Raw genomic sequence first — 24,599 nt, forward strand, 5'->3', positions numbered from 1 at the left:
GCCCGGGCTCAGTCGTCGACCAGGGTGCCGCCGGGCAGGAACTGCCAGGTCCGGGTGACGTGGAGGATATCGATGTCCTCCTCGGTCCTGGGCAGCGGCGGATAGGGCTCGGCCAGCTTCGCGATCCGCAGCGCGGCGTCGTCGAGCAGGCGGATGCCGCTGGAGCGGATGATGTCGGCGCGCTCGACCGAACCGTCGCGGCGGATCGCGACGCTGATCACCAGCTCGCCGGCCAGCTGGCGCCGGCGCGCCTCGTCCGGGTAGTTGAGGTTGCCGACCCGCTCGACCCGGTCGACCCAGTCGCGCAGGTAGGCGGCATAGGCCCATTCCTGCGTGCTTGCCGAGACGAACTTGCGCTTGGGCCGCTTGGCGTAGCGCTCCGAACGCAGGTGGATTTCGGCCGCCAGCCGGGCCATGGCCAGGTCGCGTTCGACCTTGTGCTCGCCGCGCGGGAGCGGGCTGGGTTCCGCCTCGGGGCGGTTGTCGGGCGTGGGCAGTTCCTCCTCGCCGCGGTGGCTGGCCACCACCCGCGCCTGCGGCGGCGACTGCTCGGCCGGCGACTGCGCGCGCACCTCGATCGGCGCCACCCCCGATTCGGCCTGCGCCGAGAGCCCGGCCTGGTCGTCGCGCGGTCGGGTGCTGCGCTCGTGCTCGCCACCGCCCTGGTTCGACGCCTGGGCCAGGAAGTCGGCCTGGGCCTGGGTGAGCGGGCTGGTGGTCTCGGTGATGATCACGTCCAGGGTGGGCAAGGACGGTGCGCCCTCGTCGAGCGCGAAGCCCACGCCGAGCACCAGCAGGCCATGCAGCAGCAGCGACAGCACCATGGTCGCGCTCAGGCGCTCGCGTTCGCCGATGCGCGGACCGGGGGGGATGGCGATGCTGGACATGGCCGGCCGGCCCCGTCAGCCGGAGCGCAGGCGCACGCGGCGCCCGGCGGCCGGCGCGGGCATGGTGCGTCGCGGCATCAGCGGCCGTCCTCCTGCGGCACCGCCCCGGATGCCGCCGGATCGCGTTCCAGCGCATCGAACAGCATCCCGGCAATGTTGAGGCCGAACTGCGCGTCCAGCTCGCGGATGCAGGTGGGACTGGTGACGTTGACCTCGGTCAGCCAGTCGCCGATCACGTCCAGGCCGACGAAACGCATGCCGCGGCGCCGCATCTCGGGACCGACCTGGGCAGCGATCCAGCGGTCGCGTTCGCTGAGCGGCCGGCCTTCGCCGCGGCCGCCGGCGGCGAGGTTGCCGCGGAACTCGTCGCCCTGCGGGATCCGCGCCAGGCAGTAGTCCACCGGCTCGCCGTCGATGAGCAGGATGCGCTTGTCGCCATCCGCGATCTCGGGCAGGTAGCGCTGGGCCATGGCCAGGTGGCGGCCGCCCGCGGTGAGGGTCTCGAGGATCACGTTGAGGTTCGGGTCGCCGGCGCCGGCGCGGAAGATCGAGCGCCCGCCCATGCCGTCCAGCGGCTTGAGCACGGCCTGGCCTTCGCGCGCCACGAACGCCTTGAGCGTGGCCGCGTCGCGCGAGACCACGGTGGGCGGGCAGCACTGCGGGAACTGCAGCGCTGCGAGCTTCTCGTTCAGGTCGCGCAGGCCGCGGGGGTCGTTCACCACCTGTGCGCCCTGGCCCCGGGCGATGTCGAGGACCAAGGTGTCGTGGACGTAGTCCGGGTCGACCGGCGGATCCTTGCGCATCAGCACCAGGTCGCCCGGCCCCAGCGCACGATGTGACGCGGGTCCCAGTTCGTACCAGCCGGCGGGATCGTCGCGCACCCGCAGCGGCGCGACCAGCGCACGGGCCACGCCGTGGTCCATGCCGAGCCCGCCCGGCACCACGTACTGCAGGGAATGGCCGCGGCGCTGCGCTTCCAGGAGCATGGCAAAGGTCGAATCCTTGGCGATCCTGATCTCGCCAATCGGATCCATCACCACCACGACGTTCAGGGACATGTGACCCACCAGCGGCAACTTGTGACAAATGTTAGCAGGCGGCCGGCGTCACTTTCGCCCGTCAATGCCACCACTTGCGCAATCTTCTTCACGGATGCTTGACAGTCCCCCGCGGGGCTGGAATATACGGTGATCGCGGCGTCACGGGCACCGGACCCGCTGCGCGCGCCGGGGGAACCAATCAATGACGCAAGACGACAGCCGCGCTGCCAGCCTCAACGGCCTGCGGGTGATGGTCATCGATGACTCGAAGACCATCCGGCGTACCGCGGAGACACTGCTGAAGCGGGAAGGCGCCGACGTGGTAACCGCCGTCGACGGGTTCGAGGCGCTGGCCAAGATCGCGGACCAGAAGCCCCAGATCATCTTCGTCGACATCATGATGCCGCGCCTGGACGGCTACCAGACGTGCGCGCTGATCAAGAACAACCAGCTGTTCAAGAGCACGCCGGTGATCATGCTCTCCTCGAAGGACGGGCTGTTCGACAAGGCGCGTGGCCGCATCGTCGGCTCCGAGCAGTACGTCACCAAGCCATTCACGCGCGAGGAACTCCTCGACGCGATCCGAACCCATGTCAAGGCGTGAAAGGGGGAACCGCCATGGCCCGCATCCTGATCATCGAGGACTCACCGACCGACACCGCCGTGCTGACCCAGCTGCTTGAGCGGCACGGCCACGAGGTGATCGCGGCGAGCAACGCCGAGGACGGCATCGAGACCTGCAAGCGCGAGAAGCCGGACCTGGTGCTGATGGACGTCGTGCTGCCGGGCATGAACGGGTTCCAGGCCACGCGCGCGCTCGGCCGCGACGCCGAGACCAAGGACATCCCGGTGCTGATCGTCAGCACCAAGGGCATGGAGACCGACCAGGCCTGGGGCATGCGCCAGGGCGCCAAGGGCTACCTGGTCAAGCCGCCGAAGGAAGACGTGCTGCTGGGCGAGATCGACCGCCTGCTGGAAGCCGCGGGATGAATGCGAGTCGCGACCCGTTCGCGATGCTGCTCGACTACGAGCAGCGCAGCCTCGCGCACGTCGCGGGCGTGCCGGAGCAGTTCGACGCGCCGGGCCTGTGGCGCGGCGTGGGCTACCGCATCGGCGGCCACCGGCTGGCCTCGTCGTTCAACGAGGTGGTCGAGATCCTGCCGCTGCCGCCGATCACGCCGGTGCCCGGCGCCCAGGCGTGGATGCTCGGCGTGGGCAACGTGCGCGGCAACCTGCTTCCGATCGTCGACCTCAAGCAGTTCCTCGAGGGCGAGCGCACCGTGCTGCACGAGACCCAGCGGGTGCTGATCGTGCGCCAGCCCGACGGCGACGTCGCCGTCACCATCGACGAACTGTTCGGCCAGCGCAGCTTCCACGACGAGCAGCAGGTCGACGCCGCGGACCTCGCGCAGGGCCGCTACGCGCATTTCATCGAGCGGGCCTACCGGCTCGCCGACCAGACGTGGGGCGTGTTCAGCCTGGCCAGGCTGGCGCGCACGCCCGAGTTCAGACAAGCAGCGGCCTGACGGCCGCATCCAGCAATTCGAGTGCAGGGGCAGGGGAAGCATCATGAGCACAGTAGTCGACACGATCGCCGGCAAGGGCCGCGGACTTGGGAGCAACTTCTGGGTCGCGGCGCTGCTCGTCACGCTCGTGGTCTTCGCCTTGAACACCGGCTACGCCGGCTGGAAGGCGGCGCGACTGGGCGGGGCGAGCACGGCGGCCTCGAGCCTGCAGGTGAACTCGCAGCGCCTCGCCAACCAGGGCCGGGAGGCGGTGGCCGGTGACGCCGAGGCCTTCGCCGCGTTCCGCGAGACCAAGGCCGAGATCGACCAGGCGATCGCCCAGCTCAATGCCAACTTCGGCAACACCACCGGCGTCGCCGGCCCGATCCGCACCGTGACCGAGACCTGGACCCCGCTCGCCTCGAGCGCCGACCAGGTCGCGGCCAGCGAGCAGGCGGTGAACACCTTCGCCAGCAACGCCACCTCGTTCACGCAGGCGGTGCCGCAGCTGCAGGCGCAGCTCGACGAGCTGGTGCGCGCGATGTCCTCGAGCGGTTCGCCCGCCTCGCAGGTCTACATCGCCCTGCGCCAGAACGTGCTCGCGGGCAACATGGCGCGCCGCGTGGCCGAGATCCAGGCCGGTGGCCCCACCGCCGCGATCGCCGGCGACGCGCTGGCGCGCGACGTGGGCGTGTTCGAGCAGGTGCTCGAGGGCCTGCGCGAGGGCGACCAGGCGATCAACGTGCAGGCGCTGAGCAACGGCGGCGCGGTGTCGGCGCTCAACCAGGCCGCCGCGCGCTGGGCCGAGATGAAGGACGACCTGGACGCGATCATCGCCAGCGCCCCGGCGCTGTTCCAGGCCCAGGCCGCCTCGGCCGCGCTGACCGCCGGCTCCGACAAGCTCCTGTCCGACAGCCAGTCGCTGTTCGCCGCCTTTACCAGCTTCGGCTCGATGAAGGACACCAGCCTGGCGGGCAACGTCTGGATCAGCATCGTGAGCGGCCTGCTCGCCCTGATCTCGGTGGCCGGCCTGCTCTGGTCGCTCAACCGCGCCCAGCGCCAGCGCCTGGAGGCGACCACCGAACTGAACAACCGCAACCAGGAGGCGATCATGCGCCTGCTGGACGAGATCGGCGCGCTCGCCGAGAACGACCTGACGGTGAAGGCGACGGTCACCGAGGACATGACCGGCGCGATCGCGGACTCGATCAACTTCGCGGTCGAGAACCTGCGTGAACTGGTGGGCACGATCAACGAGACCTCGGTGCAGGTGGCCTCCAGCGCGCAGGAGACCCAGGCCACCGCCATGCACCTGGCCGAGGCCGCTGAGCACCAGGCCCAGGAAATCACCTCGGCGTCCAACCGCATCACCGAGATCGCGCAGAGCATCGACCAGGTGTCGCGCAACTCGGCCGAGTCCGCGGACGTGGCGCAGCGCTCGGTGCAGATCGCGACCAAGGGCGCGGGCGTGGTGCGCGAGACGATCGCCGGCATGGACTCGATCCGCGACCAGATCCAGGAAACCTCGAAGCGAATCAAGCGCCTGGGCGAAAGCTCCCAGGAAATCGGTTCGATCGTGGAACTGATCAACGACATCTCGGAGCAGACCAACATCCTCGCGCTCAACGCGGCCATCCAGGCCGCGTCGGCGGGCGAGGCGGGCCGCGGCTTCGCGGTGGTCGCGGACGAAGTGCAGCGACTCGCGGAGCGCGCGTCCAACGCGACCAAGCGCATCGAGACGCTGGTGCAGACCATTCAGTCCGACACCAACGAGGCCGTCAGCTCGATGGAGCAGACGACCTCCGAGGTGGTCGCCGGCGCCCGGCTGGCCGAGGACGCGGGCACCGCGCTGGGCGAGATCGAAAGCGTGTCCAACAACCTCGCGAACCTGATTCTCGGGATCTCGCAGGCGGCCAAGCAGCAGTCCGAGGCCGCCAGCGACATCACCTCGACGATGAACACGATCCAGGCGATCACCGCGCAGACCTCGCAGGGCGCGAACCAGACCGCGCAGTCGATCGGAAACCTGGCGCAACTGGCCGCCAACCTGCGCCGCTCGGTCGCCGACTTCAAGCTGCCGGCCTGAGCGGGGGACGAGTGGACCGGATGAACGCCACCACGCACCGCCGCTGGCGAATGCGCGCGGGCCCGCATGGGGGGCAGCCATGACGACCGCGCTGCGCGAAGCCCTCGAACACACCGCGCTCGGCTGGATCAAGCCCGAGCTCGACGAGACCCTGCGCCTGGCCAAGGCCGAACTGGAGGACTACGCCGAGGACCAGGCCGACGTCGCCCGGATGCGGCTGTGCGCCGGCTACCTGCACCAGGTGCAGGGCACGCTGCGCATGGTCGAGCTGTACGCGCCGGCGATGGTGGCCGAGGAGATGGAGCAGGTCGCGCTGGCGCTGCACGCCGGCACGGTCGCCGACCGCGACGCCGCCTGCGCCGCGCTGCTGCGCGGCATCGTGCTGCTGCCCGACTACCTCGAACGCCTGCAGAGCGGTCACCGAGATATCCCGATCGTGCTGCTGCCGCTGCTCAACGAATTGCGCGCCACCCGCGGCGAAAGCGGGCTCAGCGAGAGCGTGCTGTTCTCGCCGGACCTGGAGCGGCCGCTTCCCGGCGCGATCGCCGAAGGCCTGGCGCCGGCGTCCAACGACGACGCGCAGCCGCTGCTCGAGGCCGTGCAGAAGGCCCTGGCCGGCTGGCAGGACGACGGCCCGCGCGAGGCGCTGGCGCCGCTTGCGCCCGCGATCGACGCGCTGCTGCCGCATGTGCGCCAGGTGCCGGTACGGCGGATGCTGTGGGTGGCCTCGAACGTCGCGCGCGCGATCGCCGACGGCGCGCTGGCGCCGACCGCCGCGCTGCGCAAGGTGTTCGCGGGCGTGGAGCGCGAGGCGCGCCACGGCCTGCAGGACCACGACGGCTTCGCCGAGGTGCGCGGCGACGCGGCCCAGGAGCCGACCCGCCAGCTGCTCTACCACGTCGCCCACGCCGAAGACGGCGGCCATCCGGCGCTGCAGGAACTGCGGCGCGTGTTCGAGCTGGACGCGGCGCTGCCCACCCAGTCCGAGCTGGAGCACGCGCGCGGCAGCATCAGCGGCCGCAACCGCGCCCTGCTCGACACCGTGTCGGCGGCGGTGAAGGACGACCTGCTGCACGTCAAGGACGCGCTCGACCTGCACCTGCGCACCGGCTCCACCGACCTGTCCGCGCTCCAGCCCCACGCCGAGACCCTCGGTCGCGTCGCCGACACGCTCGGCATGCTGGGCCTGGGCGTCGCGCGCAAGGTGGTCCAGCAGCAGCGCGACGCGATGCACGCCATCCTCGACGGCAGCGTGCCCGCCAACGAGGATGCGTTGCTCGACGTCGCCGGCGCGCTGCTGTACGTCGATGCCACCCTGGACGACCAGGTCGCCAGGCTTGGCGCAAGCGAATCCGGCGCCAGCGCCGACAATGAGCTGTTCGCCGGCGAGACCCGCCAGGTCGTGGACACCATCGTCCGCGAGGCGATCGCCAACTTCGTCCAGGCGCGCCAGGCGCTGGTGGCCTTCGTCGAGACCAGCTGGCAGCACGAGCAGCTCACCGAAGTGCCGCGCCTGCTGCACGAGGTATCCGGCGCGCTGCGGATGATGGAACTGACGCTGGCGGCCGACTACCTCGTCGCCGTCGGACGCTATACCGAGAACGAGCTGATCGCGCGCCAGCGCGTGCCCAACGGGCGCCAGCTCGACACCCTGGCCGACGCGCTGGCGAGCCTGGAGTACTACCTCGAGGCCCTGCGCGACCAGCGCGGCAACCGCGACGAGATCCTGGACATCGCGCGCAACAGCCTGGAGGCGCTGGGCTACTGGCCGCTCCCCAAGCCGGCCAGGCCGGCGGCGACCGCGCAGGTGCCGGAGGCCGTGGCGTCCGCGTCCGCGGACCTGGCGGAGACCGCCGCGCCCGCCCCGGTCGCGGAAGCCCCTGCACCCGGCGTCCCGGCGCAGGTCGACGAGGAGGCGTCCGCCCCTGGGGTGGAAGCGCCTGCCGCCGAGCCCGCGCCCGAGCCGGCCTCCGCGCCCGTCGTGGCGCCGGCCGGACCCCTGGTGGGCGGGTTCGAGACCGTGGGCGAGGAGATCGACGAAGAGATCCGCGAGGTCTTCCTCGAGGAGTTCGCCGAGGAGATCGACAACCTCGATTCGCTGCTGCCGCACTGGCGCGCCAAGCCCGACGACATGGAGCGGCTGCGCCCGATCCGCCGCGTGTTCCACACCCTCAAGGGCAGTGGCCGCTTGGTCGGCGCGCGCATGCTGGGCGAGTTCAGCTGGAAGATCGAGAACATGCTCAACCGCGTGCTCGACGGGTCGCGCCCGCCGAGCGAGGCGGTGATCGCGATGGTCGACCGCGCGTTCTACACGCTGCCCGAGCTGCAGGCGGCGCTGCGCGGCGAACGCGGGCTGGCGACCGACCTGAAGCCCCTGGAGGAGGTGGCCGACCGCATCGCCGGCGGCGAAGAGGTGATGCCGCCCGAGGCGGCGCCGCCCGCACCCGCCGCGGTGCTGGCCGGCGCGGCGCCGGAAGCCCCGACCGTGGAACTGGCGGAGGCCGGGCAGCCGCTCGACGCGGTCCCGGCCAAGATCGACGCGCTGCTGCTCGAGATCCTCGAGGCCGAGGTCAACGGCCACTTGCAGACCGTGGACGCCTGGGTTGCGGCGGCGCGCGCGGGCGATGCCGCCGGCAGCGATCCGCTGCTGCGCGCGCTGCACACCATGAACGGCGCGTTCGCGATGACCGAGGTGCCGGTCATCAATACCGTGCTGTCGCCGGCCGAGCACTACGCGCGGCGGCTGCTGGCCGCCGAGGCCAGCGCGACCCCGGAGGGCGTCGAGGCCATCGCCGAGCTGTCGGCCGTGGTCCGCGCCACGGTGGAGGAGCTCAAGCGGCCTTCGCCGCTGCTGGCGACCCAGGATGCGCTGGCCGGGCGGCTGGGCGCGCTGCGCGACAGCCTGCCGGAAGCGGCCAGCGGGCTGGCGGCTCTGGTGGACGCCGAGGCGTTGGGCGAGGAGCTGGGGGCGTCCATTCCGGACGCACCCGAGCCCGGCGCGGTACCCGATCTGGTGCCGGTCAACCTGGACGGTTACGGCGAGCTGGCCGGGGCCGGGATGGGGCCGGAGCCGGTGGCAGGCAGCGAAGCCGAGCGCCTCGAAGCCGAACGTCTCGAAGCCGAACGTCTCGAAGCCGANGAACGCCTCGAAGCCGAACGCCTCGAAGCCGAACGCCTCGAAGCCGAACGCCTCGAAGCCGAACGCCTCGAAGCCGAACGTCTCGAAGCCGAACGTCTCGAAGCCGAACGCCTCGAAGCCGAACGCCTCGAAGCCGCGGCGGAAGCCGCCCAGCCCGCGCCCGCCGGGGACGAGCCTGCGGACCAGCCCGTGCAGACGCCGGTGGACGCCGCCGTCGCCGCGCTGCTGGCGCGCGTGCTCACGGCCGAGGATCCGGATGAAGCGCTCGATACCTCGCGCCTGGACGAGGAGCTGCTCGACATCTTCGTCGAGGAAGCCGGCGACCTGCTCGACCATTCCGACGGCCTGCTGGCGCAGCTGCGCCAGTCCGCCGATTCGCGCGAATCCCTGATCGGCCTGCAGCGCAACCTGCACACGATCAAGGGCGGCGCGCGCATGGCCGGCGTGTTCAGCATCGGCGAACTCGGCCACGCCATGGAGTCCCTGCTCGAGGCGGTGGTCGAACAGCGCTGCGAGCTCGACCGCACCGGGATCGGCCTGCTCGAGGGCGGCTTCGACCGCCTGCATGCGATGGTCACCCGCGTGGGCGAACGGCGCGCGGTCGCCATGCCGCATGCGCTGGTCGACGCGTTCAACGCGCTCGCCCGCGGCAGGTCGCTGCTGGCCGACGACGAGGCGCTGGCCGAGGCCGCGCCTGCGCCGGAGAAGGTCGAACTCGCGCCGCTGTCAGGCCCGCTGCCCGAGCCGGGCACGGACGACGACACCACGATCCGGGCGCCGCAGGAACAGGTGCGCATCCGAGCCGACCTGCTCGACCGGCTGGTGAACTACGCCGGCGAAGTGGCGATCTACCGCGCCCGCCTGGAGCAGCAGCTGGGTGCGTTCCGCGCCGCGATGAACGAGATGGAGCAGACCAACGCGCGCCTGCGCGACCAGCTGCGCCGCCTCGAGATCGAAACCGAAGCCCAGATCATCGCGCGCTACCAGCGCGAGGGCGACAGCGACGACGTCACCTTCGACCCGCTGGAGCTGGACCGCTTCTCGACCCTGCAGCAGCTCTCGCGCGCACTGGGCGAGTCGGCGGCCGACATGGCCAGCCTGCAGCAGACGCTCGACGACCTCACCCGCCAGTACGAGACGCTGCTGCTGCAGCAGTCGCGGGTGAGTTCGGAACTGCAGGAAGGCCTCATGCGCACGCGCATGGTGCCGTTCGACGCGCTGGTGCCGCGCCTGCGCCGGGTACTGCGCCAGGCCGCGCAGGAGACCGGCAAGCAGGTCCAGCTCAAGCTGGAAGGCAGCCAGGGCGAGCTCGACCGCAACGTGCTCGAGCGCATGACCGCGCCGCTCGAGCACATGCTGCGCAACTCGGTCGCGCACGGCATCGAGTCGCCCGACCAGCGCCGCAAGGCCGGCAAGGGCGAGGAAGGCACGGTCCGCATCTCGGTGCGCCGCGAGGGCTCGGAAGTGGTGCTCGAGGTGGGCGACGACGGCGCCGGCCTCGACCGCGCCGCGATCCGTCGCCGCGCCGAGGAGCGTGGCCTGATCCGCCCGGGCGCCACGCTCAGCGACAGCGACCTGGACGGACTGATCTTCGAACCGGGCTTCTCGACCGCCCGCGAGGTCAGCCGCCTGGCCGGCCGCGGCGTGGGCATGGACGTGGTCGCCAGCGAGGTGCGCCAGCTCGGCGGTTCGCTCGACATCGCGACGCGCCCGGGGCAGGGCACGACCTTCACCCTGCGCCTGCCGCAGACGCTGGCGCTGACCCAGGCGGTGTTCGTGCGCATCGGCGAGACCCGTTTCGCGGTGCCGATCGCGTCGGTCCGCGGCGTCGGCCGCGTCGAGCGCGAGCGCCTGGGCGAGGGCGGGGTCTACGCCTACGGCGGCGAGGACTACGCGCTGCACGACCTCGGCCTGCTGGTCGGCCAGGGGCCGGCGAAGGCCGAAGGCCACCTGCAGATGCCGCTGCTGCTGGTGCGCTCGGGCGAACTGCGCGCCGCGGTGGCGGTGGACGCGATCATCGGCAGCCGCGAGATCGTGGTGAAGCCGGTCGGGCCGCAGGTGGCCTCCATCCCCGGCATCTTCGGCGCGACGATCATGGGCGACGGCAGCGTCGTGGTGATCCTCGACGTGGCGCCGCTGGTGCGCCGCCATGCGGTGCTGCCGCGCGAGGCCGCGCCGGCGCCGGCGGTCGAACAGCGCAAGGTGCCGCTGGTGATGGTGGTCGACGACTCGGTGACGATGCGCAAGGTCACCGGCCGCGTGCTTGAGCGCCACAACTTCGAGGTGATCACCGCGAAGGACGGCATCGACGCGCTGGAGCGGATGGACGAGCGCGTCCCCGACCTGATGCTGCTCGACATCGAGATGCCGCGCATGGACGGTTACGAGCTGGCCAAGCACATGAAGGCCGATCCGCGCCTGCGCGACGTGCTGATCATGATGATCACCTCGCGTACCGGCGAGAAGCACCGCCAGCGCGCCTTCGACCTGGGCGTGGACCGCTACCTGGGCAAGCCGTACCAGGAGCCGGAGCTGATGCGCAACGTCAACGAACTGCTGAGGATCGGGCATGGCCGCGACTGAGGCCACGCCGCGGGTCGCGCTGCTGGCGCGCGCGGGCGATGCCTGCGACCGGATCAGCCAGGCGCTGTCGGAAGCCGGCGCCGAGGTGGTGCTGGTGGCCGATCCGCTCCAGGCGGCGCCCGAGGAGGTCCGCCAGGCGATGCCCGAGGCGATCCTGGTCGCGCTCGATCCGGCGATCGAGGATGCCATCGACCGTTACGCGGACGTGCTCGCCGATCCGGACTACATGGTGATCTTCGAGGAGGCCGAGCAGGCCGCGCAGCGCACCGGCTGGGACGCGGCGCGCTGGCTGCGCCACCTCTCGGCCAAGCTGCACCGCCACAACGACGTGTTGCCGGCCGGCGCCGAGCCCGACGAGGTACTGCTGCCCACGCCCGGTCCGCTGCCGCCCACGACCGGGCGGGTGGACTACGACGAAGCGATCGCCGCGGTCACCGGCGAGGCCCAGCAGCGCGCCGACGGGGTGCCGCGCGACAGCGTCGTCGACGGTCCGGTCGCCTCCGCCCCGGCCCTCGAGGTCCAGGTGCCCGCGTGGAGCCTGGACGAGCCCGTGGCCGACGCGGGCGTGGCCGGGACCCTGCCGGAGCAGTCCTTCCCGGAGGATTCCGCGCTCGCCGGTTCCGACGACCTGGCGGTGCCGGACATGGAGCTGGTGGTCCCGCCGCTGCCGGAGGACGCGAGCCCCGGCGCCGGCGAGGACGAACTGTCCTTCGACCCCGAGCGCTTCAACCGCGCCGGACAGGCGCAGGAGTCGGTGGCGGGGATCGAGGAATTCCTGGCCGCGCAGCTGGGGCAGGAAGCGACGACGCCCGACGCCGCGCCGGCGGCGGCGCCCGCGGCCACTGGGGCCGGGCGGCCGTCCGGTGCGGAGGCGCCGCAGGCCCCGACGTTCGACCTGTCCGGGCTGAGCCTGGCCGACGACGACGCGATCGTGGCCGCGCCTGCGCCCGCCGCACCGGCACCCGCGTTCGACCTCGACCGCCTCGGCGACGGGCTGTCGCTGGCCGACCCCGACAGTTACGGGCATGGTCCGGTGCGTGGCGCGGTGGTGATCGAGGCCGGCCTCGGCGGCCCGGATGCGGTGCGGCAGCTGCTCGCCGGCATCCCCGCCGGCTTCGCCCGTCCGGTGCTGGTCCGCCTGGCGCTGGACGGCGGGCGCTACGACCGCCTGGTCAAGCAGATGTCCCGTGCCACCGAGGCCCCGGTGGACGTAGCCGAAGACGGCCAGGTCGCGCAACCGGGCCACGTGTACTTCGTGCCACCGGGCCTGGGCCTGCGCGAGCGCGGCGGTTGGCTGTTCGACGCAACGGCACCCTTCGACGCCTCGCAGTTGCCGGCGCACGACAGCGCGGTACTGTTCCTCAGCGGCGCCGATCCGGCCCTCGTGTCCGCGGTGACCGGCGCCGGATGGCAGGAAGGCCTCGTGCTGGGCCAGACCCCCGACGAGGGCTGCTACGACCCGGCCGGTCCGCAGGCGGCGATCGCCGCAGGCGCCGGCCACGATGCGCCGGCGGGCATGGCGGCACGGCTGCTCGAGCGCTGGCCGCCGCCGGACGCCGCCACCGCACCCGATTCCAGCGGACTGTTGCAGCCATGAACACACCCATCCAGAGCGACATCCGCGCGGTCCTGATCCAGACCGAGGCCGCGCGCCTGTTGCTGCCCAACGCCACGATCTCCGAGGTGCTGTCCTACGCCGACCCGGAGCCGGTGGATGCCGCGCCGCCGTGGCTGCTCGGCACGATCCGCTGGCGCGGCTGGCGGCTGCCGCTGGTCGCGTTCGCGCCACTGATCGGGCAGGGCGCCGAGGTGGGCGGGCTGGGCCACAAGGTGGTAGTGCTCAAGACGCTCGGCGGCCAGCCGACGATGCCGTACTTCGCCCTGCTGACCCGCGGCTTCCCGCGACTGGTCACGGTCTCGCGCGACCGCCTGGAGGGAGCGCGCGACAGCGGACTCGAAAGCCGCATCGGGGTGCGCGCCGCGGTCCGTTTCAACGACGAGCCGGCGGTGATTCCCGACATCGACGGGATCGAGCAGGCGCTGCGCCAGGCGCTGGCGGCCTGATCCCTTCCGGCCGCGCGCAGCGCGCGGCCGCATCCCCCCACTCAGCCGCGCAGGTCGCCGTACAGGGCCTGCAGGGCCGCGATCGCCGCCAGCCCCGCAGTCTCGGTGCGCAGGATCCGCGGCCCGAGCCGCAGCCCTTCGAAGCCGGCCGACGCCAGTTGCTCGCGATCGCGCGGCGACCAGCCGCCCTCGGGGCCGACCGCGACCACCGCGCCGCCGCCGTCCGCGGACAGCCGCGTGGCCAGCGCGGGCAGGACGTGCGCCCCCTCGGGATCCAGGGTCAGCCGCAGTCCGCCCGCTTCCAGCGCATCGCCCATCGTCGCCAGCGCGACCGGCGCGTCGAGCCGCGGCAGCCGCGCACGCCCGCATTGTTCGCAGGCCGATACCACCACCGCGCGCCAGTGCGCGAGCCGCCGCTCCAGGCGTTCGCCGTCCAGGCGCACTTCGCTGCGCTCCGAATGCACCGGCACGATCCGGGCCACGCCCAGTTCGGTGGCCTTCTGCAGGACCAGGTCCATCTTCTCGCCGCGGGCGATGCCCTGGACCAGGGTGATGCGCAGCGCGGACTCGTTCGCCACCGCGCGCGCGTCCAGCACCTCGACCACGGTCGAGCGCTTGCCGGCCTCGACGATGCGCGCCGCGTAATCGAGGCCGTCGCCATTGAACAGCACGCATCCGTCGCCCGCGCGCAGGCGCAGCACGCGCACCAGGTGCGCGGCGGCGAAGTCCGGGAGCGCCACGCGCGTGCCGGGCGCGAGCGGCAGGTCCACCCAGGCGCGGACCTGGCGGCTCAAGCGGTCGCCTCGCGGATCGCGTGCGCGGTGACCTCGGCGAGCAGGTCGAGCTGCGCCGCGTCGACGCAGTAGGGCGGCATCCAGTACAGCACGTCGCCGAGCGGGCGCAGCAGCACGCCGCGTTCGAGCGCGGCGCGGTAGGCGCGCAGGCCGACCTTGCGCGCGGGATCGAACCGCGCGTCGCGGCGCCCGTCCGGGGTCAGTTCGAAGGCGACGATCATCCCGCGCTGGCGTGCCTCGGCCACGTGCGGGAGTTCGCCGATGGAACGTGCGAGCCCGGCCATGCGCGCGGCGGTGGCGCGGTTGCGTCCGATCACGCCGTCCTGTTCGAAGACGTCGAGCGAGGCGAGCGCCGCCGCGCAGGCCAGCGGGTTGCCGGTGTAGCTGTGCGAGTGCAGGAATGCGCGCTCGCGCGAGTCGTCGAGGAAGCCCTCGTAGATCGACCCGGTGGCCAGCACCGCGGCCAGCGGCAGGAAGCCGCCGGTCAGGCCCTTGGACAGGCACAGCAGGTCGGGCTGGATGCCGGCCTGTTCGCAGGCGAACATCGTGCCGGTGCGGCCGAAGCCGACCGCGATCTCGTCGGCGATGAGGAAGATGCCGTGCACGTCGCACAGCTCGCGCACCCGGCGCAGGTAGGCCGGATGGTGCATGCGCATGCCGCCGGCGCACTGCACCAGCGGTTCGAGCACGATCGCGCAGACCTCGCCGGCGTGCTCGTCGAGCAGGTGGGCGAGGGCGTCCGCGGCGTCCTCGGCGAAACCCTCGGCGCTCTGGCCGGCCGGTGTCAGCCAGGCGTCCGGAGAGGGCGCGAACACCGGCTCCAGGAGCAGCGGCGCGTAGGTGCGGCGGTAGAGCGGGACATCGGTGACCGAGAGCGCGCCGAGGGTCTCGCCGTGGTAGCCGTTCTGCAGCGCGACGAACCGGGTCCGGCGCGGCTCGTCGCCGCGGTTGCGGAACCAGTGGAAGGCCATCTTCAGCGCCACCTCGACCCCCGCAGAACCGTTGTCGGCGTAGAACACCTTCGACAGCGGAGGCCGCCCCGGCTGGCGGGGGGCGATGGCGAGCAGGCGCTCGGCCAGTTCCACCGCGCGCGGATGCGAGCAGCCGGCCAGGATCACCTGTTCGAGCGTGGCCGCCTGGCGGGCGATGGCGGCCGCGATGCGGGGTTCGGCGTGGCCGTGGAGGTTGGTCCACCAGCTGCTGACCGCGTCCAGGGTGCGGCGTCCGTCGTGGCCGACCAGCCAGGCCCCTTCGCCGCGCGCGACCGGCAGCAGCGGCAGCACGTCCGGGTGCTCGCGCATCTGGGTGCAGGGGTGCCAGAGCACCGCCAGGTCCCGCGACCGCCAGCGCGCGGCCTCGTCTAGAATGGCGCCATCGTGATTCGACATCCTTCCATTATCGCCCGTGGCCCGGCCGGGGCGGCGCCGTGAGCCGCCGCCTGCCCATCATCCACCGCGTCACCGAACACGACGCCGGCCCCTACCGCCTCGAGCGGCTGGACCTGGAGTTCAGCAACGGCGAGCGGCGGCAGTTCGAGCGCCTGCGCGGCCGCGGCCATGGCGCGGTCGCGGTCGTGCCGCTGCTCGACGAGCACACCGTGCTGCTGGTGCGCGAGTACGCCGCCGGCCTGCACCGCTACGAACTGGGCCTGGTCAAGGGCCGGGTCGACGCCGGCGAAACCGCGCTGGAAGCGGCCAACCGCGAACTCAAGGAGGAGGCGGGCTACGGCGCGCGCCGCCTCGACGTGGTCCGTACCGTGACCCTGGCGCCGGTGTACATGAGCCACGAGACCACGGTCGTCCTCGCCCGGGACCTCTACCCCGAGCGCCTGCCCGGCGACGAGCCGGAGGAGCTTGAAGTCGTGCCCTGGCCGCTGGAACGCCTCGGCGAACTGGCCCTGCTCGACGACTTCTCCGAAGGCCGTTCGATCGCGGCGCTGTTCGCGGCGCGCGAGTTCCTGCTTCGCGAGGGCCGGGCGGCATGATCGACGCCGCCACCCTGCAGTCGCTGCGGGAGGACGTGCTGGCGATCGCACAGGACGCGGCGGCCGCGATCCTCGAGGTGTACGAGCGCGACTTCGACGTGGTCAGCAAGGACGACGCGAGCCCGCTCACCGACGCCGACCTCGCCGCGCACCGCAGCATCGTCGCCGGCCTGTCGCGACTGACGCCGGACATCCCGGTGCTGTCGGAGGAAGCGGCCGACGTGGTTCCGGCCGCGAGCCGACGCGGCTGGCGCCGGCTGTGGCTGGTGGACCCGCTCGACGGCACCCGCGAGTTCGTCAAGCGCAACGGCGAGTTCACCGTCAACATCGCCCTGATCGACGACGGCGTGCCGGTGTTCGGCGCGATCCAGGCGCCGGTGACCGGGGTGCTGTGGCACGGCGCGCCGGGCCATGGCGCGTTCCGTCGCGACGGCGAGGGCGAGTGCCTGCTGCACGCGCGCAGGCCGGCCGACCCGCCGTTGCGGGTGGCCGCCAGCCGGTCGCACCTGGATCCGCGCACCGCCGCGCTGATGGCGCGCATGGGCGCGACCGAGACGGTGGCCCTGGGCTCGTCGCTGAAGTTCTGCCGCATCGCCGAGGGCGGCATGGACGTGTATCCGCGCTTCGGCCCGACCAGCGAATGGGACACGGCCGCCGGGCAGGCGATCCTCGAGGCGGCAGGCGGGGCGCTGCTCGACCCGCAGGGCCGCCCGTTCCGATACAACCAGCGCGACACCCTGCTCAACGGCGAGTTCATCGCCCTGGGCGACCCGGCGCTGCCCTGGCGCGGGTGGCTCGGACCCGACGCGGCGACGGAGGCCGGCTGAGCCCGTGTCGGCCGGGGACCGGGACATCGCGCGCCTGCTCGGGATCATGGCGCGCCTGCGCGATCCCGATGGCGGCTGCCCCTGGGACCTGGAGCAGGATTTCTCCAGCATCGCGCCGTACACGATCGAGGAGGCCTACGAGGTGGCCGACGCGATCGACCGCGGCGACCTCGCGGCGCTGAAGGACGAACTCGGCGACCTGCTGCTGCAGGTCGTCTTCCACGCGCGCATGGCCGAGGAGCAGGGCGCATTCGCGTTCGGCGACGTGGTCGCGGCGATCTGCGACAAGATGGTGCGCCGGCATCCGCACGTGTTCGGCGATGCCGAAGTGGCCGACGCGCAGGCGCAGACCGCGAGCTGGGAGGCGATCAAGCGCGCCGAGCGCGAGGCGGCCGGCGGCACCGACACCTCGGCGCTGGCCGGGATCTCGCGTGGCCTGCCGGAGTGGCAGCGCGCGGTGAAGCTGCAGGACCGTGCCGCCCGGGTCGGCTTCGACTGGCCGGGCCCGGCGCCGGTGCTCGCCAAGCTGGCCGAGGAGCTGGAGGAGGTGCGGGCCGAGTTCGAGGCCGCGGCGGCGACCCCGGGCGACCCGGCCGTGCAGGCGCGCCTGCAGGAGGAACTGGGCGACCTGCTGTTCGTCGCCGCCAACCTGGCCAGGCACGCGAAGGTCGACGTCGGCGCCGCGCTGCGCGGCGCCAACCTCAAGTTCGAACGGCGGTTCCGGGCCATGGAGGCGATGGCGAAGGCCGGCGGGGTGCGCCTGGAGGACCTGCCCCTCGAGGCCCAGGACCGCTACTGGGAGCGGGCCAAGCGCGGGACCTGAGGCCGGACGCACCGCGCGGGGCGGCTTGCCCGGTGGCGGGCGCGGGGCGATCATCGCCGCGGGCCCATGCCGCGCGCCGGAGGATCGACATGCGCCGTTTCGCCAGCTTCCGCGAGTTCTATCCCTTCTACCTGTCCGAGCATTCCAACCGCACCTCGCGGCGCCTGCACTTCACCGGCAGCTGCGCGGCGCTGGCGTTCGTGGTGCTGGCGATCGTGCAGCGCAATGCCTGGTGGCTGCTGGCGGCGCTGCTGTCGGGCTATGCGCTGGCCTGGATCGGCCACTTCTTCTTCGAGAAGAACCGTCCGGCCACCTTCCGCCACCCGTTCTATTCCTTCGCCGGCGACTGGGTGATGTTCCGCGACATCCTGACCGGGCGGATCCCGTTCTGAGCCTCGCGCCGGGGCCGCGCGGGAGTCTGCGCTACTCGAGGAAGATCAGCCAGGCCGCCACCGCGATCAGGGCGAAGCCGGCCCAGTGGTTCCACTTCAGCGGCTGCCCGAGGTACCAGGCGGTGAAGCCGGCGAACACCAGCAGGGTGATCACTTCCTGCATGCCCTTGAGCTGGGGGGGCGGAGTAGAGCGCGGCGCCGAGGCGGTTGGCCGGCACCATCAGGCAGTACTCGAAGAAGGCGATGCCCCAGCTGGCCAGGATGACCCCGAGCAGGGGCGCCGACCGGTACTTCAGGTGGCCGTACCAGGCGAAGGTCATGAACACGTTGGAGGCGACCAGGAGCAGGACGGGGTAGAGGCGGTCGAGGGCGGGCATGGGACGGGGTCCGGGAGGAGGTCGGGGGCGGCCGGGTGCGGACAATGGGGCATCTTCACGGCGCTTGTACAGCGGGACTGGCACCTTTCACAAAGCTGAAGATCCCTTCGAGGAACCGTTATGCGAGCAGCGCAGCAGGAAACCGGCGGGCTTGTCCTGATCGTCGAGGACAACCGCAATATTTCGGAAATGGTGGGCGAGTACCTGGAAGGCCGCGGGTTCGAGGTCGACTACGCCGCGGACGGCCTCGACGGCTACCGGCTGGCGGTCGAGAACAGCTACGACGTGATCGTGCTGGACCTGATGCTGCCCCGCCTGGACGGCGTCGAGGTGTGCAAGCGGCTGCGGGCCGAGGCGCGCAAGTCCACCCCGGTGCTGATGCTGACCGCGCGCGACACGCTCGACGAGAAGCTCACCGGCCTGTCTTCGGGCGCCGACGACTACCTGACCAAGCCGTTCGCGATCCAGGAGCTCGAGGCCCGCCTGCGCGCCCTGATCCGCCGCGAGCGCCGCCAGGTGGGCTCGGAGGTCCTGAAGGTCGCCGACCTGGTGCTCGACCCGGCCAGCATGCGCGCCACCCGCGGCGGCACCGAGCTGCAGCTTTCGCCGATCGGCATGAAGCTGCTCACCATCCTCATGCGCGAGTCGCCGCGGGTGGTCAACCGCCAGGAGATCGAGCGCGAGATCTGGGGCAACGGGCTGCCCGATTCGGATACCCTGCGCAGCCATCTGTACAACCTGCGCAAGATCATCGACAAGCCGTTCGACAAGCCGCTGCTGCACACCGTGCAGAGCGCGGGCTACCGTATCGCCGACATCGACCAGTCGCCGGCCTGAGGCCGGCGGGGCTCCACCATCGTGCCGCAAGGCCTGCCGCGCAAGATCCGCTACGCATTCGTCGTCCAGGGCCTGCTCCTGGTGCTGGCGGTGGTGTTCGGAATCAGCCTGGTCACCCTGTTCGCCCGCAACGCGATCGTGCAGGATCGCCTGCGGGTCGAGGCGCAGGCGTTCTGGGACGAAGTGCGGGCGCCGCACGATCCGGTTCCGCGCCATAGCCGCACCCTGCAGATCCATTTCCGGCCGGCGGAGGCGAACGTGCCGGTCCCGCCCGAGCTGGAGGCGCTGCCCGGCGGGGTGAGTTTCGACTACGGCGGGCACCGGGCGATGCTGGCCGACCGCGGCCCGGAAGGCGAGCTGTACGTCGTCCTGCAGACCGGCACCATCGACCGGATGATGGCGACCGCGGCCCTGGCGATGATCGCCATGGGGCTGGTGTCGGCGCTGGTGATCACCGTGCTGACCTACCGCAAGTCGCGACGGATGGTGCTGCCGGTCAATCGCCTGGCCGAGGAAGTCGCGCGCTGGGACCCGGCCAGCGGCGAACTGGCCGGGCCGCTGGGGCTGTCGGGCTTCGTGGAGGAGCCCAGCCGCGAGGTGAGCGCGCTCGCCACCGCGCTGCACGGCCTTTCCGGGCGGGTGGCCGATTTCGTCCAGCGCGAGCGCGATTTCACCCGCGACGCCAGCCACGAGCTGCGCACGCCGCTCACCGTGATCCGGGTCGCGAGCGACATGCTGCTCGGCGACCCGGACCTGCCGCCGCACGGTCGTCGTTCGCTCGAGCGCATCCAGCGCTCGGCGCGCGACATGGAAGCGGTGATCGACGCGTTCCTGATCCTCGCCCGCGAGGGCGGCATCGCCCCGGTCAGCGAGGAGTTCGAGGTCCGCGAGGTGGTGCTGGACGAGGTCGAGAAGGCGCGTCCGCTGCTGGGCGACAAGCCGGTGACGCTGGCGGTGTCGGGCGAGGCCTCGCCGCGCCTGTTCGCGCCGCCCGCGGTGCTGGGCGTGGTGCTGCGCAAGCTGCTGGCCAACGCCTGCCACTTCACCGAGCAGGGCAACATCGACGTGCGCATCGAGCCCGACGCGGTGACGGTGCGCGACACCGGGATCGGGATGTCGGCCGAGACCCTGCGCCACGTGTTCGAACCCTTCTACCGCGCCGATGCGTTCAGCCCGCTGGGCAAGGGCTTCGGCCTGACCATCGCCAGCCGGCTCTCGCGCCGCTTCGGCTGGGAGCTGATGCTCGACAGCACGCCGGGGCAGGGCACCGCCGCGACCCTGCGCTTCAGCCCGACCCCGGCGGCCTGAGCCACTCCCCACCGCGATCGTCGCGCCGGTCAACCGCCGGTCGGCTGGCGCGTTAGCCTGTCCCGATGCCCCACGTCCCAGGATCCCCGAGCATGCGCCAAGCCCCGTCCCGCCGCAGGCGGTCGTCCACACGTGCCCTGGTGGTGGCCGCCGTCGCCATCGCCGTCGCCGCCGTCGCGTTCTTCTGGTGGCGCGGGTCGCAAGGCAGCGGCGACGAGTCGCCCTGGCGCACCGTCAGGGTCGAGCGCGGCGACATCCGGGTGGCGATCTCGGCCACCGGTACGCTGAGCGCGACCTCGACGGTCACCGTCGGCAGCCAGATCTCCGGCCAGGTGACCGAGGTGCTGGTGGACTTCAACGACCGGGTCACCAGCGGCCAGGTGCTGGCCCGGATCGATCCGTCGACCTACGAGGCGCAGATCGAGCAGGGCAATGCCCAGATCGCCAGTGCCCGGGCCCAGCTCGAACAGGCCCAGGCCACCCTGCGCAACGCCGAACTGGACTATCGCCGCAAGGCCGAGCTGGTCGAACGCCAGCTGGTCGCCCGCAGCGACGTGGACCTGGCGCGCGCCGCGCTCGAGCAGGCCAGGGCCCAGGTGGCCTCGGCGCAGGCCCAGATCCGGCAACAGACCGCCTCGACCCAGACCACGCGCGTGAACCTCGACCGCACCGTGATCCGGTCGCCGGTGGACGGCGTGGTCCTGACCCGCAGCATCGAGCCCGGCCAGACGGTCGCCGCCAGCCTGCAGGCACCGGAACTGTTCACCATCGCCGAGGACCTGTCGAAGATGAGGATCGAACTGGCGGTGGACGAGGCCGACATCGGCCAGGTCCAGGCCGGCCAGCAGGTGACCTTCACCGCCGACGCCTTCCCGGACCGGCAGTTCCGCGGCGTGGTCGACCAGGTGCGCCTGGCCGCGACCACCACCAACAACGTGGTGACGTATCCGGTCGTGGTCAGCGTGGACAACAGCGACGGCACCCTGCTGCCGGGGCTCACCGTCAATGCCGAGATCGAGGTCAGCAACCGCAAGGACGTGCTGAAGGTGTCCAACGCGGCGCTGCGCTACAAGCCGGTCGGCGACGCGCCTGCGCCAGCCGCGGCGGCGGGACGCGGCGGCGCCGGCATGCTCGAGGACCTGCGCCGGATCGCCGACGGGCTGGATCTCGATGCCGGGCAGCGCGCCGCGTTCGACGCCGCGCTGGAGGCCCAGCGCAAGCGCGCCGAGGCGATGCGCCAGGGCGCGGGCCAGGGCCAGTCGCGCGGCCCGGGCGGCCCGCCGCCGGGGATGATGGTGGTGGGCGGGGGCACGCCCCCGGCCAACGTCCAGGCCCAGATCCGCCAGCGGATGCTGGAGCGGATGAAGGAGAACTTCGCCGACTTCACCCGCCTGCTGGACGAATCGCAGCGCAAGGCCTGGGACGCGGCGCTGGCGTCCTCGCTCAGCGCCACCCGCGCCACCATCTACCGGCTCAAGAACGGCCAGCGCGAGGCGGTCCAGGTGCGCGTGGGCGCCAGCGACGGCACCAGCACCGAGATCAGCGGCCCGGTCGAGGCCGGCGACGAGATCATCACCGGCGAGCGCGCGCGCCGATGAGCGAGGGCATCGTTCCGGTCATCGAGACCCGCGGCCTGCGCAAGGTCTATGCCGAAGGCAGCGAGGCCGAGGTCGTGGCCCTGGCCGGGGTCGACCTGCGCATCGATCCGGGCGAGTTCGTGGCGATCATGGGGCCGTCGGGTTCGGGCAAGTCCACGCTGATGAACCTGATCGGCTGCCTCGACACGCCGACGTCCGGGCAGTACCTGTGCGACGGCATCGACGTCGCCACCCTGGACCGCGAGGAGCTGGCCACGCTGCGACGCGAGAAGATCGGGTTCGTGTTCCAGGGCTTCCACCTGCTGCCGCGGATGACGGCCGAGGACAACGTCGCGATGCCGCTGGGCTACGCCCGGGTGCCGCCGGCCGAGCGCCGCCGGCTGGCGCGCGAGGCGCTGGCGGCGGTGGGCCTTGCCGAGCGCGCCCATCACCGCCCGAACGAGCTGTCGGGCGGCCAGCAGCAGCGCGTCGCGATCGCGCGCGCGCTGATCAACCGCCCGCCGATCCTGCTCGCCGACGAACCCACCGGCGCGCTCGATTCGAAGACCGGCGAGGAGATCCTCGCCCTGTTCAAGCGCCTGCGCGACGAGGGCCACACGGTGGTGCTGATCACCCACGACCCCGAGGTCGCCGCGCACGCCGACCGCACCTGCGTGATGCGCGACGGCGAGCTGCACGAGGAGGCCCGGCCATGAACTTCGCCGACGTGCTGCGCACCGCGCTGTTCGCGCTGCGCGGCAACTGGATGCGCAGCGCGCTCACCTCGCTGGGCGTGATCATCGGCATCGCCTCGGTGATCGTGATGGTCTCGGTCGGCCAGGGCACCCAGGCCGAGATCGACAAGATGGTCGCCGGCCTCGGTTCGCAGCGCCTCGACATTTCGCCCAACGTGGCGCGCGCCAGCGGCGGCGTGCGCATGGCGGCAAGCAGCTTCTACACGCTCACCCAGGGCGACGTGGACGCGATCCGCAGCGAGATCCCCGAGGTGCAGTACATCTCCGGCTCGCTGCGGGGCAGTTCCCAGGTGGTGTACGCCGAGCGCAACTGGAACAGCAGCTGGCAGGGCGTGGATCCCGACTACCTGGTGATCAACGGCTGGAACATCGCCGAGGGGGTCGGTTTCGAGGAGGCGGGCGACGACAAGGTGGTGCTGATCGGCGAGACCGTGCGTCGCGAGCTGTTCGGGGAGGAGAGCGGGGTCGGCGAGACCATCCGCATCGGCCGCGTGCCGCTGACCGTGGTCGGCACGCTGGCGCCCAAGGGCCAGAGCAGCTGGGGCCGCGACCAGGACGAGATCGTGATGGTGCCGCTGGAAACCGCGCGGCGCCGGCTGATGGGGTCGATGGGCATGCCGCCGGGCGCGGTGATGGAGATCTCGCTGGCGGTCGCCGACCCGGACGACCTGGCCTACGTGCAGGGCGAGATCGAGTCGCTGCTGCGCCAGCGCCATCGCATCCCGCCCGGCGGCGAGGACGACTTCCGGGTGCGCAACATGTCCGAGATCGTGGCCACGCGCACGGCGACCACCCGGCTCATGTCCTGGCTGCTGGGCGCGGTGGCGACGATCTCGCTGATCGTCGGCGGCATCGGGATCATGAACATCATGCTGGTCTCGGTGACCGAGCGGATCCGCGAGATCGGCCTGCGGATGGCGGTCGGCGCCGGGCCGACCGACGTGCGCCGCCAGTTCCTGGCCGAGGCGATGCTGCTGTCGCTGGGCGGAGGCCTGCTGGGGATCCTGATCGGCATTGGCGGCGCCCTGCTGGTCGGCCAGTTCAACAGCGACCTGCCGGTGCAGCTCAACGGACGCGTAATCGCGCTGGCGGCCGGGTTCTCGATCGCCACCGGCCTGTTCTTCGGCTACTACCCGGCGCGCAAGGCCAGCCAGCTCGACCCGATCGAAGCCCTGCGCCAGCAGTAGGCCGGCCGCCCGCGTGGCCGGCCGTCGGGCAGGGGGCGCCGGTCTTCGCCGAAGGTGGCTGGCGCCTGACCGGGTGGCGCGACGGCGTGTCCCGCGGCGCGCGTCGCCAGCGCCCCGCTGTGGCGCTGCATGCGGCGGCCGCGACGCGGGCGTCCCGGCGCGGAAACGCGTGCGGGCGGCGCCTGGAGCGCCGCAGCGCGGCCCTGCGGGGCGTTTCCGCGGGGGCGTCGGCTGCGGATGCTTTCCGGGAGCGCCGCCGCCCGGGCCACCGTCCGCGGGCGCGCGCCAGGCCCGGCGGGCGCCGCGGCTATGGCAAAATTGCATGGTTGCGGCGCAGGCCGCGTCCCTTCACGCGGCATGTCGCCGACCCAGACGAAGATCCTTCCCGGCAGGGCCGGGGACACGGGTTCCGACCCGTACAACCGGGCCGGATG

The 24,599-nt window shown here is 72.2% G+C and carries 20 protein-coding genes and 1 pseudogene; 16 read left to right on the top strand and 5 right to left on the bottom strand.

The window, feature by feature from the left end:
* Window positions 1–8: 8 nt before the first annotated feature.
* Together LUTJ29_RS0113405 and gshB are read right to left on the bottom strand one after the other, a co-directional pair.
* A complete protein-coding gene (locus LUTJ29_RS0113405) occupies window positions 9–887 on the bottom strand; it encodes an energy transducer TonB (RefSeq protein ID WP_027072963.1) in 879 nt (292 codons plus the stop codon).
* Window positions 888–964: 77 nt separating this feature from the next.
* Window positions 965–1,945, bottom strand: a complete 981-nt coding sequence (gshB, locus tag LUTJ29_RS0113410; RefSeq protein ID WP_027072964.1) for a glutathione synthase — start codon at window positions 1,943–1,945, stop codon at window positions 965–967.
* A 184-nt stretch (window positions 1,946–2,129) separates the two neighbouring features.
* Between gshB and pilG the strand changes: the two genes are divergently transcribed.
* The 7 genes from pilG to LUTJ29_RS0113445 all read left to right on the top strand — a co-directional run bounded on the left by pilG (window position 2,130) and on the right by LUTJ29_RS0113445 (window position 13,304).
* Window positions 2,130–2,531 (top strand): twitching motility response regulator PilG, encoded by a 402-nt coding sequence (pilG, locus tag LUTJ29_RS0113415; RefSeq protein ID WP_027072965.1) that lies wholly within the window; start codon window positions 2,130–2,132, stop codon window positions 2,529–2,531.
* A 14-nt stretch (window positions 2,532–2,545) separates the two neighbouring features.
* A complete protein-coding gene (locus tag LUTJ29_RS0113420) occupies window positions 2,546–2,917 on the top strand; it encodes a response regulator (protein WP_027072966.1) in 372 nt (123 codons plus the stop codon).
* Window positions 2,914–3,453, top strand: coding sequence for a chemotaxis protein CheW (locus tag LUTJ29_RS0113425; RefSeq protein ID WP_027072967.1), 540 nt, complete (start codon window positions 2,914–2,916; stop codon window positions 3,451–3,453). The genes LUTJ29_RS0113420 and LUTJ29_RS0113425 overlap by 4 nt, the downstream gene beginning before the upstream one ends.
* 43 nt (window positions 3,454–3,496) lie before the next feature.
* Window positions 3,497–5,518, top strand: coding sequence for a methyl-accepting chemotaxis protein (locus LUTJ29_RS0113430; RefSeq protein WP_027072968.1), 2,022 nt, complete (start codon window positions 3,497–3,499; stop codon window positions 5,516–5,518).
* 79 nt (window positions 5,519–5,597) lie between these two features.
* Complete coding sequence (locus tag LUTJ29_RS0113435; protein WP_027072969.1) at window positions 5,598–11,240, top strand: Hpt domain-containing protein; 5,643 nt, start codon at window positions 5,598–5,600, stop codon at window positions 11,238–11,240.
* Complete coding sequence (locus tag LUTJ29_RS18190; protein WP_027072970.1) at window positions 11,227–12,837, top strand: chemotaxis protein CheB; 1,611 nt, start codon at window positions 11,227–11,229, stop codon at window positions 12,835–12,837. The genes LUTJ29_RS0113435 and LUTJ29_RS18190 overlap by 14 nt, the downstream gene beginning before the upstream one ends.
* A complete protein-coding gene (locus tag LUTJ29_RS0113445) occupies window positions 12,834–13,304 on the top strand; it encodes a CheW domain-containing protein (RefSeq protein WP_027072971.1) in 471 nt (156 codons plus the stop codon). Before LUTJ29_RS18190 ends, LUTJ29_RS0113445 begins: the two co-directional genes overlap by 4 nt.
* Before the next feature lie 41 nt (window positions 13,305–13,345).
* Here LUTJ29_RS0113445 and LUTJ29_RS0113450 read toward each other — a convergent pair whose 3' ends face one another.
* Window positions 13,346–14,074 (bottom strand): 16S rRNA (uracil(1498)-N(3))-methyltransferase, encoded by a 729-nt coding sequence (locus tag LUTJ29_RS0113450; protein WP_186441949.1) that lies wholly within the window; start codon window positions 14,072–14,074, stop codon window positions 13,346–13,348.
* 20 nt (window positions 14,075–14,094) lie between these two features.
* Window positions 14,095–15,486 (bottom strand): adenosylmethionine--8-amino-7-oxononanoate transaminase, encoded by a 1,392-nt coding sequence (locus LUTJ29_RS0113455; RefSeq protein ID WP_043741485.1) that lies wholly within the window; start codon window positions 15,484–15,486, stop codon window positions 14,095–14,097.
* A 38-nt stretch (window positions 15,487–15,524) separates the two neighbouring features.
* On the opposite strand from LUTJ29_RS0113455, the gene nudE reads away from it, so the two are divergent.
* From nudE to LUTJ29_RS0113475, 4 genes are all read left to right on the top strand, one after another.
* Window positions 15,525–16,082: an ADP compounds hydrolase NudE gene (nudE, locus tag LUTJ29_RS0113460; RefSeq protein ID WP_027072974.1), complete on the top strand. Its 558-nt coding sequence runs from the start codon at window positions 15,525–15,527 to the stop codon at window positions 16,080–16,082.
* Window positions 16,079–16,909, top strand: a complete 831-nt coding sequence (gene cysQ, locus LUTJ29_RS0113465) for a 3'(2'),5'-bisphosphate nucleotidase CysQ (RefSeq protein ID WP_027072975.1) — start codon at window positions 16,079–16,081, stop codon at window positions 16,907–16,909. The genes nudE and cysQ overlap by 4 nt, the downstream gene beginning before the upstream one ends.
* Window positions 16,910–16,913: 4 nt before the next feature.
* Window positions 16,914–17,732, top strand: a complete 819-nt coding sequence (gene mazG / locus LUTJ29_RS0113470; RefSeq protein WP_027072976.1) for a nucleoside triphosphate pyrophosphohydrolase — start codon at window positions 16,914–16,916, stop codon at window positions 17,730–17,732.
* Between the two features lie 89 nt (window positions 17,733–17,821).
* Window positions 17,822–18,124 carry a DUF962 domain-containing protein gene (locus LUTJ29_RS0113475; RefSeq protein WP_027072977.1) on the top strand — a complete coding sequence of 101 codons (303 nt, stop codon included), beginning with the start codon at window positions 17,822–17,824 and terminating at the stop codon, window positions 18,122–18,124.
* A 31-nt stretch (window positions 18,125–18,155) separates the two neighbouring features.
* Here the strand turns inward: LUTJ29_RS0113475 and LUTJ29_RS17520 are convergent.
* A pseudogene (locus LUTJ29_RS17520) lies at window positions 18,156–18,501 on the bottom strand (DMT family protein).
* Between the two features lie 120 nt (window positions 18,502–18,621).
* Here LUTJ29_RS17520 and LUTJ29_RS0113485 point away from each other — a divergent pair.
* The 5 genes from LUTJ29_RS0113485 to LUTJ29_RS0113505 all read left to right on the top strand — a co-directional run bounded on the left by LUTJ29_RS0113485 (window position 18,622) and on the right by LUTJ29_RS0113505 (window position 24,165).
* Window positions 18,622–19,338 (top strand): response regulator transcription factor, encoded by a 717-nt coding sequence (locus LUTJ29_RS0113485; RefSeq protein ID WP_027072978.1) that lies wholly within the window; start codon window positions 18,622–18,624, stop codon window positions 19,336–19,338.
* Window positions 19,339–19,359: 21 nt separating this feature from the next.
* Complete coding sequence (locus LUTJ29_RS0113490) at window positions 19,360–20,646, top strand: HAMP domain-containing sensor histidine kinase (protein WP_027072979.1); 1,287 nt, start codon at window positions 19,360–19,362, stop codon at window positions 20,644–20,646.
* Between the two features lie 92 nt (window positions 20,647–20,738).
* Window positions 20,739–22,244 (top strand): efflux RND transporter periplasmic adaptor subunit, encoded by a 1,506-nt coding sequence (locus LUTJ29_RS0113495; RefSeq protein ID WP_027072980.1) that lies wholly within the window; start codon window positions 20,739–20,741, stop codon window positions 22,242–22,244.
* Window positions 22,241–22,939: an ABC transporter ATP-binding protein gene (locus tag LUTJ29_RS0113500; protein ID WP_043741488.1), complete on the top strand. Its 699-nt coding sequence runs from the start codon at window positions 22,241–22,243 to the stop codon at window positions 22,937–22,939. Before LUTJ29_RS0113495 ends, LUTJ29_RS0113500 begins: the two co-directional genes overlap by 4 nt.
* A complete protein-coding gene (locus tag LUTJ29_RS0113505; RefSeq protein WP_027072982.1) occupies window positions 22,936–24,165 on the top strand; it encodes an ABC transporter permease in 1,230 nt (409 codons plus the stop codon). The genes LUTJ29_RS0113500 and LUTJ29_RS0113505 overlap by 4 nt, the downstream gene beginning before the upstream one ends.
* The last annotated feature ends 434 nt before the right edge of the window (window positions 24,166–24,599 follow it).

The sequence above is a fragment of the Luteimonas sp. J29 genome (genome assembly GCF_000472505.1).
In the GTDB taxonomy this organism is placed as follows: Bacteria; Pseudomonadota; Gammaproteobacteria; order Xanthomonadales; family Xanthomonadaceae; genus Luteimonas.

Coding starts and splice junctions, on each gene's coding strand:
- LUTJ29_RS0113485 (WP_027072978.1), top strand. CDS start 18,622: ATGCGAGCAGCGCAGCAGGAAACCGGCGGGCTTGTCCTGATCGTCGAG.
- LUTJ29_RS0113405 (WP_027072963.1), bottom strand. CDS start 887: ATGTCCAGCATCGCCATCCCCCCCGGTCCGCGCATCGGCGAACGCGAG.
- LUTJ29_RS18190 (WP_027072970.1), top strand. CDS start 11,227: ATGGCCGCGACTGAGGCCACGCCGCGGGTCGCGCTGCTGGCGCGCGCG.
- LUTJ29_RS0113475 (WP_027072977.1), top strand. CDS start 17,822: ATGCGCCGTTTCGCCAGCTTCCGCGAGTTCTATCCCTTCTACCTGTCC.
- cysQ (WP_027072975.1), top strand. CDS start 16,079: ATGATCGACGCCGCCACCCTGCAGTCGCTGCGGGAGGACGTGCTGGCG.
- gshB (WP_027072964.1), bottom strand. CDS start 1,945: ATGTCCCTGAACGTCGTGGTGGTGATGGATCCGATTGGCGAGATCAGG.
- LUTJ29_RS0113495 (WP_027072980.1), top strand. CDS start 20,739: ATGCGCCAAGCCCCGTCCCGCCGCAGGCGGTCGTCCACACGTGCCCTG.
- LUTJ29_RS0113425 (WP_027072967.1), top strand. CDS start 2,914: ATGAATGCGAGTCGCGACCCGTTCGCGATGCTGCTCGACTACGAGCAG.
- LUTJ29_RS0113455 (WP_043741485.1), bottom strand. CDS start 15,486: ATGTCGAATCACGATGGCGCCATTCTAGACGAGGCCGCGCGCTGGCGG.
- LUTJ29_RS0113445 (WP_027072971.1), top strand. CDS start 12,834: ATGAACACACCCATCCAGAGCGACATCCGCGCGGTCCTGATCCAGACC.
- LUTJ29_RS0113430 (WP_027072968.1), top strand. CDS start 3,497: ATGAGCACAGTAGTCGACACGATCGCCGGCAAGGGCCGCGGACTTGGG.
- pilG (WP_027072965.1), top strand. CDS start 2,130: ATGACGCAAGACGACAGCCGCGCTGCCAGCCTCAACGGCCTGCGGGTG.
- LUTJ29_RS0113500 (WP_043741488.1), top strand. CDS start 22,241: ATGAGCGAGGGCATCGTTCCGGTCATCGAGACCCGCGGCCTGCGCAAG.
- LUTJ29_RS0113505 (WP_027072982.1), top strand. CDS start 22,936: ATGAACTTCGCCGACGTGCTGCGCACCGCGCTGTTCGCGCTGCGCGGC.
- LUTJ29_RS0113420 (WP_027072966.1), top strand. CDS start 2,546: ATGGCCCGCATCCTGATCATCGAGGACTCACCGACCGACACCGCCGTG.